General features: G+C 35.5%; 14 protein-coding genes and 1 pseudogene. 4 read left to right on the top strand and 11 right to left on the bottom strand.

The window, feature by feature from the left end; all coding sequences use genetic code 11:
* Positions 1-107 precede the first annotated feature (107 nt).
* The 4 genes from ACYVEC_RS26415 to ACYVEC_RS26400 all read left to right on the top strand — a co-directional run bounded on the left by ACYVEC_RS26415 (position 108) and on the right by ACYVEC_RS26400 (position 1,682).
* Entirely contained in the window at positions 108-689 is a 582-nt protein-coding gene (locus tag ACYVEC_RS26415; protein WP_003267456.1) for a TetR/AcrR family transcriptional regulator, read from the top strand.
* A 71-nt stretch (positions 690-760) separates the two neighbouring features.
* A complete protein-coding gene (locus ACYVEC_RS26410; protein WP_063222978.1) occupies positions 761-1,093 on the top strand; it encodes a DMT family transporter in 333 nt (110 codons plus the stop codon).
* Position 1,094: 1 nt separating this feature from the next.
* Positions 1,095-1,409: a DMT family transporter gene (locus tag ACYVEC_RS26405; protein ID WP_000312623.1), complete on the top strand. Its 315-nt coding sequence runs from the start codon at positions 1,095-1,097 to the stop codon at positions 1,407-1,409.
* A 15-nt stretch (positions 1,410-1,424) separates the two neighbouring features.
* The gene (locus tag ACYVEC_RS26400; RefSeq protein WP_098556104.1) at positions 1,425-1,682 is read left to right on the top strand and encodes a DUF3975 family protein; all 258 of its coding nucleotides are present in this window, start codon (positions 1,425-1,427) and stop codon (positions 1,680-1,682) included.
* A gap of 16 nt (positions 1,683-1,698) precedes the next feature.
* Here the strand turns inward: ACYVEC_RS26400 and ACYVEC_RS26395 are convergent, their stop codons facing one another.
* From ACYVEC_RS26395 to gcvPA, 11 genes and pseudogenes are all read right to left on the bottom strand, one after another.
* Positions 1,699-1,884, bottom strand: a complete 186-nt coding sequence (locus tag ACYVEC_RS26395) for a hypothetical protein (protein ID WP_098556105.1) — start codon at positions 1,882-1,884, stop codon at positions 1,699-1,701.
* A gap of 250 nt (positions 1,885-2,134) precedes the next feature.
* Positions 2,135-2,728 carry an ABC-2 transporter permease gene (locus tag ACYVEC_RS26390; protein WP_063222975.1) on the bottom strand — a complete coding sequence of 198 codons (594 nt, stop codon included), beginning with the start codon at positions 2,726-2,728 and terminating at the stop codon, positions 2,135-2,137.
* Between the two features lie 16 nt (positions 2,729-2,744).
* Positions 2,745-3,369, bottom strand: a pseudogene (locus ACYVEC_RS26385) (ABC-2 transporter permease).
* A 32-nt stretch (positions 3,370-3,401) separates the two neighbouring features.
* A complete protein-coding gene (locus ACYVEC_RS26380; RefSeq protein ID WP_063222973.1) occupies positions 3,402-4,034 on the bottom strand; it encodes an ABC-2 transporter permease in 633 nt (210 codons plus the stop codon).
* A gap of 14 nt (positions 4,035-4,048) precedes the next feature.
* Complete coding sequence (locus ACYVEC_RS26375) at positions 4,049-4,717, bottom strand: ABC-2 transporter permease (RefSeq protein ID WP_063222972.1); 669 nt, start codon at positions 4,715-4,717, stop codon at positions 4,049-4,051.
* A complete protein-coding gene (locus tag ACYVEC_RS26370; protein ID WP_098556107.1) occupies positions 4,698-5,570 on the bottom strand; it encodes an ABC transporter ATP-binding protein in 873 nt (290 codons plus the stop codon). The genes ACYVEC_RS26375 and ACYVEC_RS26370 overlap by 20 nt, the downstream gene beginning before the upstream one ends.
* A gap of 3 nt (positions 5,571-5,573) precedes the next feature.
* On the bottom strand, positions 5,574-5,948 hold the full coding sequence (locus ACYVEC_RS26365) for a GntR family transcriptional regulator (RefSeq protein WP_063222970.1): 375 nt from the start codon (positions 5,946-5,948) through the stop codon (positions 5,574-5,576).
* A 118-nt stretch (positions 5,949-6,066) separates the two neighbouring features.
* Positions 6,067-6,258 (bottom strand): hypothetical protein, encoded by a 192-nt coding sequence (locus tag ACYVEC_RS26360; protein WP_000535935.1) that lies wholly within the window; start codon positions 6,256-6,258, stop codon positions 6,067-6,069.
* A 70-nt stretch (positions 6,259-6,328) separates the two neighbouring features.
* Entirely contained in the window at positions 6,329-6,532 is a 204-nt protein-coding gene (locus ACYVEC_RS26355) for a DUF3929 family protein (protein WP_000639160.1), read from the bottom strand.
* Positions 6,533-6,975: 443 nt separating this feature from the next.
* Positions 6,976-8,451, bottom strand: coding sequence for an aminomethyl-transferring glycine dehydrogenase subunit 2 (gene gcvPB / locus ACYVEC_RS26350; RefSeq protein ID WP_016086298.1), 1,476 nt, complete (start codon positions 8,449-8,451; stop codon positions 6,976-6,978).
* Entirely contained in the window at positions 8,448-9,791 is a 1,344-nt protein-coding gene (gcvPA, locus tag ACYVEC_RS26345; RefSeq protein ID WP_063222969.1) for an aminomethyl-transferring glycine dehydrogenase subunit 1, read from the bottom strand. The genes gcvPB and gcvPA overlap by 4 nt, the downstream gene beginning before the upstream one ends.
* Positions 9,792-9,805: the final 14 nt, after the last annotated feature.

Here is a 9,805-nt window from a genome sequence, read left to right as displayed (position 1 = left end):
AACTTTTAGGGGTCACTTCATACCTATAGCGCTCTTTTTCAGCTCTTCACCTATTGACTTTATATTTTTACTCGCATATAATTAACCTAACGAACGGTAGGTAGGGGATGAAAATGACAGCAAACCGCATTAAAGCTGTAGCACTTTCTCATTTCGCACGCTACGGCTACGAAGGAACTTCATTAGCAAATATTGCTCAAGAAGTTGGGATTAAAAAACCATCAATTTACGCACACTTTAAAGGAAAAGAAGAGCTATATTTTATATGCTTAGAATCCGCTCTTCAAAAAGATTTGCAAAGCTTCACGGGCGATATCGAAAAATTTTCAAATTCGTCTACTGAAGAATTGCTCTTACAATTACTAAAGGGCTATGCAAAACGATTTGGTGAAAGTGAAGAATCAATGTTTTGGTTACGAACTTCTTATTTTCCGCCCGATGCATTTCGCGAACAAATTATTAATAAAGCAAATGTGCACATTGAAAACGTCGGAAAACTATTATTCCCTGTATTTAAAAGAGCAAGCGAACAAGATGAGCTGCATAATATTGAAGTAAAAGACGCCTTGGAGGCTTTTCTATGCTTACTGGACGGTCTTATGGTTGAACTACTATACGCAGGTTTAAATCGTTTTGAGACTCGTTTAGACGCTTCTTGGAAAGTATTTTGGCGCGGACTTTCAAACTGACGGATTGCTCCTTTGCAATGCGTCGTTTTTAAGCCCTTTACCTAACGACTGGTAGGAAGGAGAAATGACATATGGCTTGGATTTATGTAATCATAGCTGGTATTATTGAAATCTTTTGGGTGATTGGACTAAAAAAAGCGGAGGCACCACTTGAATGGGCTGGTGTTGCGCTATTAATTACAATTAGTTTCGTCTTATTATTTAGAGCTTATAAAGATTTACCTGTCGGTACTGTATACGCAGTCTTTACAGGAATTGGAGCTGGTGGAATCGTTCTTACAGAGATTTTCATCTTCGGAGAACCTTTCTCTATTGTAAAAGTATTACTAATTGGTTTAATCTTCTTTGGCGTAATTGGTCTAAAACGAGTAACAGAAGAAAAAGAAGCGAAGGAGGTCGCATAAAATGGCTTGGGTATTTTTAATTCTAGCTGGTATTTGTGAAATTATTGGTGTACTCTTTATGAAAGTAGCCACTGAAAAGAAAGGCTGGGCACCAAAAGTTATTTTAATCGCTAACTTCGGCGTAAGCTTCTTCTTCTTATCTCTTGCGATGAACACATTACCGATGGGAACTGCTTACGCGATTTGGACTGGAATCGGAACTGCCGGTAGTGCACTTCTAGGCATTCTAATTTTCCGCGAATCAGCGGATTGGCGTCGTCTTGCCTTCTTAAGCTGTATTCTATGCGGTGCTGTTGGCTTAAAACTATTAAGCTAACGTGAGGTGAATGTCATGTGGAAAGAAAAAGGAAAACAAATGTTAGCATGGATCACACTTGGTATCGTCATTCTATTACAAATAAGTTTTCATATAATAGAATGGTTGTTTCATAAAATAGTATCCATTCTCACATTCCTTCCTAACATGACAATTGAAATGATATCAATCGTTTGGTCCATTATTGCCTCCATTGCAATCGTCATTATATGGAGTATTGCCAAGATTTGGAATAAGTTATTTAAAAAGGACAGTTCTTCTGAAAAAGAGTAACTGTCCTTTTTTATATTCATTCAGACTTTCTGTAGAAATTTGATGAGATAAGACAAAGAAGACCAACTATGACAATACTTATACCAATCCCTTTATGTAAATTAGGAAATAGCGATGGTATACCCGAATAAAAATTTGCTAATATGAGACCGATTGAAACGAAAAGTACCCCTATTCTATATAACCACTTTCTTTTGCTCATCCTTCTCCCTCCTAATTTTTTTCATACACTCCTTCCTTTTGGACATACTACCTAAAAAAGGAGTGAATAATATGCAAAATTCTATACATAAGCAAATCCTATTTTTATTTTTCCTCTTTCTTATTCTCGTTATCGTTTTCAGCTTTATATTACATACTCCAAAAGATGTTGTACCGAGTAATCTCTCTGTTTATAAACTTTTACTTTCCTATTGTCGTTATTGAAGAAGGTGCCTTTTATAGGGCACCTTTTAAAATTCTCTCTTCTCATACAATTTCACTGCAACGAAGACAGATGCTATGAACATGCAAATTGAACCAATGAATAACAAGCTGTTATAGAGTTGAATTTGTTCCAAATTGATTTGAAACAAAGCTTCTAAAACAACAATTGGTGCCATGAATATTACTATCGTAATAACAATAGTTTTCTTATACCCTAGCCAAAACGATAGCGGTAAAACCAAACTTAAATACACTAAAATACAGCTAATACTAGCAACCATTGTCGTTTCAATAAATTCAAATAGGTTAACCCCATTCTTCATTCCCATCGTGAAACAGCCGACCGTTACACTTATAAAAAGAATAATAATTGCTACTATATATTTCGCATACACAATTTGTTTTTTTAATATTGGTAAACTATTTACTATGACTTCACTCTCATTTTTACTATCTGCTTCAAATGTTTTTACTGTTGCTCCAATTGTAATAATTACGGACATAATTATGAACAGATTTTCCGTATCTGTTAAGGCCATATAAAAGAAAACAGGATACAGTATGTACCAAATTAAAAACTTCCATTGAATGATGAAATCTTTTAAAATTAGTTGTTTCAACGCTATTTTCCTCCTCTCACAGATCACGTTCATTGTACAAATGAATTGAGAAAAACATGGACATAACATACAAAAGAATGAGTCCTACTATAAAACAAATATTTACGACTAGACTCGTGCTCCAAGCATTCTCTACATCTAACCATACACTACTTACAATCACTCCACTTAATCCACCAACTATAATTCCCATAAAATAAGCAGCCTGCTTCGAACTGCTATATTCTACCGAAAATTCAATTGGAAGTACGATCATGCTATAAAACCAATCCTCCCGTTATCCCGCCAAGAATCGCTCCCCACAGCATAAATCCAGTTATATGTTCATTTTGCAACTGAATTAGACCAATCAAAAGTGAGAAAATCACACCTAAAACAACTAAAATACTTACAAATATGTATTTTGCTATGACAATTTCCTTACGTTGAAGTGGTAAACTATTTAATATCTTTTCGCTCTTATTTCTAGCCTCATAACTCGTCGACCATATTGTTCCAAGGATAGGTATAGTTATACTAAGCGTCATAAGAAAATTGTCGCTACCGAAATCAATAATTGTAAGGAAAAGCAAACATATAAAACCAATAAATCCTAACTTTCTTTGCATCATCATATCTTTTAAAACTAATTGCTTGATCATATATTACACCCCCTAATATGAAAATGTCCCTTCTATAACTCTGCCTCCTGAAACATTTTCATTGAGAGGAACATTGATATGAATATACTCACTAATACTCCGATACCAAGAACACCCATTGCTAGTGTAGCCTCTTGAGAGTGAAGTACTTTTAACATAATTATTTTATCACCAAAAATATTGCACATAAGACCAATCATACCCATTAAAGGAAAAAGCATAATCACATTCAAGACAGTAATAGCTTTATATCCCCCAATGTAATTAGTCGGTATCGTTACTACACAATAAATCAAAGTTGCTACTATCGCTGAAAACACTGCATATCCAGGCATAACTATATCCCTATCCAATAAAATATTTCCTAATATTACGACTATAAAAGTTGCAATCAAACCAGCCATAATAAATAATATGCTTGAAATATATTTAGCTATAATTATCTCTTTTCTCGTTATAGGCAAGCTCACTAATACTTTTTCCGCTTTACTTTTCTCGTCATAATAAAAAGAAATGTATATAATCGTACTACATGTTATAAATAATGCTATTGCAATCCCCATTGGTTCGACGGAATTCTTAAAAACAGATAAAATCGGGATTAAAAAATAAAAAGGAAACATCTTCTTCTGTAAGAAAAACTCCTTCAAAATCAACTGTTGCATATGAATTCTCCTCTCTATAAATCACGCGTTTCATAAATTTTAATTGTAAGAAACATAGAAGCGATATAAATACTAACTAATGTTATGAATCCAACTATAAATACACCAATATGCATAGGATTCATAATCCACTCAATGAATGAAGGTGCTGTTTCATTCAGCCCATCACTAATAAACATCCAAAAAATTACACCCACTCCCATTGATGCTGCTGATACTATACTTCTTACTACCTTCGATTTTGTACCGTAATAACTAGGGAAAAGTATCACAACAAAAAACAAGGCGTAAATAGCTCCATTTATTACTTCATACCATGGAATTTCAATGTATAGATTAGGATGATAGGCACCGATATCACCAATGACCACAATGCCTCTTATAAGAAAAACAACTAACATCGTAGAGAGCATGCCACCTACAATAAATATTGCACAGGAAATATATCTAGCAATGACGATATCCTTTCGACTTACCGGTAAACTATTTATAACAATGTCACTTTTATTCCTTTCATCCATAAAGATTAACGTCATAACCGAAGAAAGTGTTATAAATAGACAACTCATCGGAAATAACCCTTCACCACTTGGATCTAACATAAATAACACAAGGGGCATAACAAAATTCACTAACCACGTTACCCGAAAAAAGAATAAATCTTTATAGATGAGCTGACGCATAGGCACCTCTTCCTTTCGCGGTGTAAACGATAATATCATCTAATGTAGGCTTTTCTAGTACAACCTCATTCCCAAACCAATCTATAATTGCTTGTTTATCTTTCGCTAAACCTTCGAAACTAAATTTATTTTTTCGTAATCCAACAAATAGTTCTTTTCCTTCTCGGTCTAATAAATCATTACTTCCTTTTACGATTACGTAGTTCTCCATTAAGTCTTCTTTTTCACCAGTAAATATAATTTCTCCATCATTGATGAACGTAATATAATCTGCGATGCGCTCTAAGTCTGTTGTAATGTGCGTTGAGAATAATACAGATACTTCATCTTCCATTACAATTTCTTGCAACATATCAAGCAATTCGCTTCGAACAACTGGATCTAATCCTGCTGTCGGTTCATCCATAATGATAAACTCTGCGTGATGCGAAAGCGCGATGGCAATCGCAAATTTCATTTTCATCCCTTTTGATAGTTCTTTAATTTTTTTATACTTCGAAACTTGCAATCTATGCATATACGATTGATACTGCTCTTCGTCCCACTTTTTATATAACGGTGCAATAATACGCTTCATTTGTTCACACGTTAAATCTTCGTAATAATGATTTTCATCATATACAAAGCCGATATTTTGTTTTATTTCCTTCTCTGCTTTCTTATTGTCCTTTCCAAAAATTTTTATATCGCCACTCTCTTTTCTAATTAAATTCATAATCATTTTGATTGTCGTACTTTTCCCGGCCCCATTCGGTCCGACAAATCCCATAATATATCCTCGTGGTAATGTAAAACTTATATTTTTCACTGCAAAATCTTGATAGCTTTTACAAACGTTTTTTAGCTCTAACATTCCTTATTCCCCCTCATATAAACACGCAATCATCTGCTGTAAATCTTCAAGTGACAGCTGCAACGCTTTACTTTCATTCACAATCTCTTCCACTTTACTTTCCAATAGACGTAGTCGCTGTTCTTTTAGTAGTTCATTATTTTTACGTGAAACATAAGTCCCCTTCCCAGCAACAGTTTCTATATATCCTTCTTTTTCAAGCTCCTCGTACGCACGCTTCGTTGTAATTACACTAATTTGTAATTCCTTCGCTAAGCTACGAATAGACGGTAATTGATCTCCACCCTTTAAACCACCATTTAAAATAAGCTGGCTTAATTGTTTTCTTATTTGCACATAAATAGGTTCTTGGGAAGAATTCGAAATAATAATATTCATGTTTTCCTCCAGTGTGTGTATATACTGTGTATACCTTATATATACAGCATATACACAACATCCTATTTTTGGCAAGAAAAAAAGACCAACATTTTCCTGTTGGTCTTTCGTATATGTATCACTTTTCAAAGCGATCTAACATCTCATCTCTCATTCCGAAACTCACTACCGCAATTCCTACATACATAAATAGAAGGAACGCCGGATGAACTGTGTTGTACCAAGTGCTATCAACAATTAAATAAATCGTTAATGCCACAACAAGAACAAACGCTAAGATAAACATATAAAAGTGTCTTGTACTACCCATGATAAACTCCTCTCTTCTCACTTCACCATTCAACAGTATATTTTATCGAATAATTCGATATGACTCAAGGTTAACTTTCTGTTATGTAATCAAGTTCCACCTTTACAATGTCCTCACACGCTATTGAAATGATCGTTCCTTGCTTATCAATTGCCGTCACTTCTCTATTATCCATTACACGATGCGCTACTCTTTCTAGCACTTTTCCTTGGTCTCGGTAACAAAATTCTTTTACATCTTTAATCGTTTTTCCGTTTTCTAAATGGTATATCATTCTATAACACCGATATCCCACATTTTCACCCCCAGCTTGCTCGTTTTTTCACATATACATAAAAATGAGTAATTTTTCCTCATCACATCTTCTTAATTTCAATAAAATTCTAACAAAAATAAATACTTTTATCAAACCGACTTTTTCAACAAAATCACCTATAAAACCGCTTCTTTACAACATTATGAAACAAAAAATATAAAATTTTAACATTTTCTTCACTACTTCTGCATAAAGTGAAACTTTAATCAGTGGGGGTTTTTGTTCATCCCCACTGATTATTAGTTGAACCAATCGGACATTTACGGGCAGTTTATCTCCCACCTAACTTCTTTGCACCAGTCGAGTTTTGAGGTGGGAGCTTTACTGCCCGTTAATGCGGGACAAATTCTCCATACAAAAAAAGAACTCGCACATAGCGAGTTCTTCCCTTGTTATTCTAATCAAACTTGTACAGGAGCTAGCTTTTCATAACGTAAAACTGGTTTACGAGCAGCCAATGTTTCATCCAAACGTTTAATTACCGTTGTATGCGGCGCTTCTTGTACAACTTCTGGATTTTCTTCTACTTCTTTAGCAATTTGAATCATCTTATCAATGAAACCATCTAATGTTTCTTTTGATTCTGTTTCTGTCGGCTCAATCATAATACATTCTTCCACATTTAATGGGAAGTAAATTGTTGGTGGATGGTAACCGAAATCAAGCAGGCGTTTTGCGATATCTAATGTACGTACACCAAGTTTCTTTTGACGACGACCTGATAATACAAACTCATGCTTACAATGTCTATCGAATGGAAGATCATAGAATGGCGCTAATCTTCTCATCATATAGTTCGCATTTAATACCGCATACTCCGTTACTGCACGTAGTCCATCTGGACCCATAGAACGAATGTATGTGTATGCACGAACGTTAATTCCGAAGTTACCATAGAATGGTTTTACGCGCCCAATTGCTTCTGGACGATCATAGTTAAAGTGATAGCCATTTTCCGTTTTCTCTAAAATTGGTTTTGGTAAGTACGGAATTAAATCAGCTTTCACACCTACTGGACCAGAACCTGGGCCACCGCCGCCGTGAGGACCTGTAAATGTTTTATGAAGGTTTAAATGCACAACGTCAAATCCCATATCTCCTGGGCGTGCTTGGCTTAATACTGCATTTAAGTTTGCACCATCATAGTATAATTTACCACCTGCGTTATGGACGATTTCTGCCATTTCTAAAATGTTTTCTTCGAATAAACCTAATGTATTAGGATTTGTTAACATAAGTGCTGCTGTTTCTTCGTTTACAACACGTTTTAAATCTTCTAAGTCAACAAGACCATTTTCATTTGATTTTACTGTAATTGTTTCAAAACCAGCTACAGTTGCAGATGCTGGATTCGTTCCGTGAGCAGAGTCAGGCACAATTACTTTCGTACGGTTAAAGTCACCATTTGCTTCATGGTATGCACGAATTAACATTAAGCCTGTCCATTCTCCGTGTGCACCAGCTGCTGGTTGTAAAGTAACAGTATCCATACCTGTAATTTCGATTAAATGCTCTTGTAAGTCATACATTAATTCCATTGCACCTTGTACTGTCTTTTCATCTTGAAGTGGATGAATATTTGCAAATCCTGCGAAACGAGCTACACTCTCATTGATTTTCGGATTATATTTCATCGTACAAGATCCAAGTGGATAGAATCCAGAATCAACGCCGTGATTACGGTTTGAAAGTGCTGTATAGTGGCGCATAATATCAAGTTCAGATACTTCCGGTAGCTCTGCATCTTCTACTCGAATATAATCGCTCTCAAATACATCTTCTAGTTTCACTTCTTCTACATCTAATTTGGGTAAGCTATATCCTACGCGTCCTTCTTTAGTCACTTCAAAAATAAGTGCTTGGTCTTGGTTCTTCATTGGATAGCCCCCATTTCATTTACAAGTGTGTCAATTTCCTCTTTTGTACGAAGCTCAGTTACTGCTACAAGCATATGGTTCTCTTGCTCTTTATAATCACGGCCTAGATCGTAACCGCCGATAATATTCTTTTGTAATAATACATCGTTTACTTCTTTCACTGGACGTTTGCAATCTACAACGAACTCATTGAAGAATGGTCCAGCAAATGTTACTGTGAAGCCTTTCGCCTCGAATTGACGTTTTGCGTATTGTGCTTTAGAAATGTTTTGACGTGCCATTTCTTTCACACCTTGTTTTCCAAGTGCTGTCATTGCAACAGAAGCTGCTAATGCATTTAACGCTTGGTTTGAACAAATATTAGATGTCGCTTTATCACGACGAATATGCTGTTCACGTGCTTGTAACGTTAATACAAACCCACGTTTACCATCTGAATCTACAGTTTGCCCAACAAGACGTCCTGGAATTTTACGCATAAATGCTTTCGTTGTTGCAAAGTAACCACAGTGTGGTCCACCGAACTGCGTTGGGATACCAAATGGTTGTGCATCACCGATTACAACATCAGCACCAAATTTTCCTGGTGGTGTTAATGCGCCTAATGATAATGGATTTGAAGAAACGATAAATAATGATTTTTGTTGATGAACGATTTTTTCAATATCAGCTAATTTTTCAACTTGTCCGAAGAAGTTTGGATATTGAACGATTACACAAGCAACTGTATCATCTACTTCACTTTGTAATACGTCTAAATCTGTTACACCATCTTTATGATTAATTTCAACAACTTCAAGATGTTGACCTTTTGCATACGTTTCAAGTACTGCTCTTGATTCCGGGTGCACTGCACTAGATACAAGAATTTTCTTTTTGCGAGTATGGCCAGCCGCTAGCATTGCCGCTTCAGCTAAAGCTGTACCACCGTCGTACATAGAAGAGTTTGCTACATCCATTCCTGTTAACTCACAAATCATTGTTTGGAATTCAAAGATTGCTTGTAATTCCCCTTGTGAAATTTCTGGTTGGTATGGCGTGTAAGCTGTATAAAATTCTGAGCGAGAGATAACATGATCTACAATTACTGGAGCGTAATGATCGTATACGCCTGCTCCTAAGAAAGAAGCGTATTCTTTTAAGTTAGCATTTTTACTAGCCATTTGAGATAGCTCTTTTAAAAGCTCTGGCTCTGATTTTGCCTCTTTAATTTTTAAATCCCCTTTAAAACGGACACTCTCTGGAATATCAGAGAATAACTCATCAATCGTTTGAACGCCGATCGTTTGTAACATTTCTTTTTTGTCTTCTTCTGTCATTGGAAGATAACGATGCAACATGAAATCTACCCCTC

Source organism: Bacillus sp. MN7755 (assembly GCF_054771475.1).
This window is presented reverse-complemented; position numbering and strand designations above follow the sequence as displayed.

What these genes read in the sequence shown, in the direction of transcription:
- ACYVEC_RS26360 (WP_000535935.1), bottom strand. Translation starts at nt 6,258, where the DNA reads ATGGGTAGTACAAGACACTTTTATATGTTTATCTTAGCGTTTGTTCTT.
- ACYVEC_RS26380 (WP_063222973.1), bottom strand. Translation starts at nt 4,034, where the DNA reads ATGCAACAGTTGATTTTGAAGGAGTTTTTCTTACAGAAGAAGATGTTT.
- ACYVEC_RS26400 (WP_098556104.1), top strand. Translation starts at nt 1,425, where the DNA reads ATGTGGAAAGAAAAAGGAAAACAAATGTTAGCATGGATCACACTTGGT.
- ACYVEC_RS26370 (WP_098556107.1), bottom strand. Translation starts at nt 5,570, where the DNA reads ATGTTAGAGCTAAAAAACGTTTGTAAAAGCTATCAAGATTTTGCAGTG.
- ACYVEC_RS26375 (WP_063222972.1), bottom strand. Translation starts at nt 4,717, where the DNA reads ATGCGTCAGCTCATCTATAAAGATTTATTCTTTTTTCGGGTAACGTGG.
- ACYVEC_RS26405 (WP_000312623.1), top strand. Translation starts at nt 1,095, where the DNA reads ATGGCTTGGGTATTTTTAATTCTAGCTGGTATTTGTGAAATTATTGGT.
- ACYVEC_RS26410 (WP_063222978.1), top strand. Translation starts at nt 761, where the DNA reads ATGGCTTGGATTTATGTAATCATAGCTGGTATTATTGAAATCTTTTGG.
- ACYVEC_RS26365 (WP_063222970.1), bottom strand. Translation starts at nt 5,948, where the DNA reads ATGAATATTATTATTTCGAATTCTTCCCAAGAACCTATTTATGTGCAA.
- ACYVEC_RS26355 (WP_000639160.1), bottom strand. Translation starts at nt 6,532, where the DNA reads ATGATATACCATTTAGAAAACGGAAAAACGATTAAAGATGTAAAAGAA.
- ACYVEC_RS26395 (WP_098556105.1), bottom strand. Translation starts at nt 1,884, where the DNA reads ATGAGCAAAAGAAAGTGGTTATATAGAATAGGGGTACTTTTCGTTTCA.
- gcvPA (WP_063222969.1), bottom strand. Translation starts at nt 9,791, where the DNA reads ATGTTGCATCGTTATCTTCCAATGACAGAAGAAGACAAAAAAGAAATG.
- ACYVEC_RS26415 (WP_003267456.1), top strand. Translation starts at nt 108, where the DNA reads ATGAAAATGACAGCAAACCGCATTAAAGCTGTAGCACTTTCTCATTTC.
- gcvPB (WP_016086298.1), bottom strand. Translation starts at nt 8,451, where the DNA reads ATGAAGAACCAAGACCAAGCACTTATTTTTGAAGTGACTAAAGAAGGA.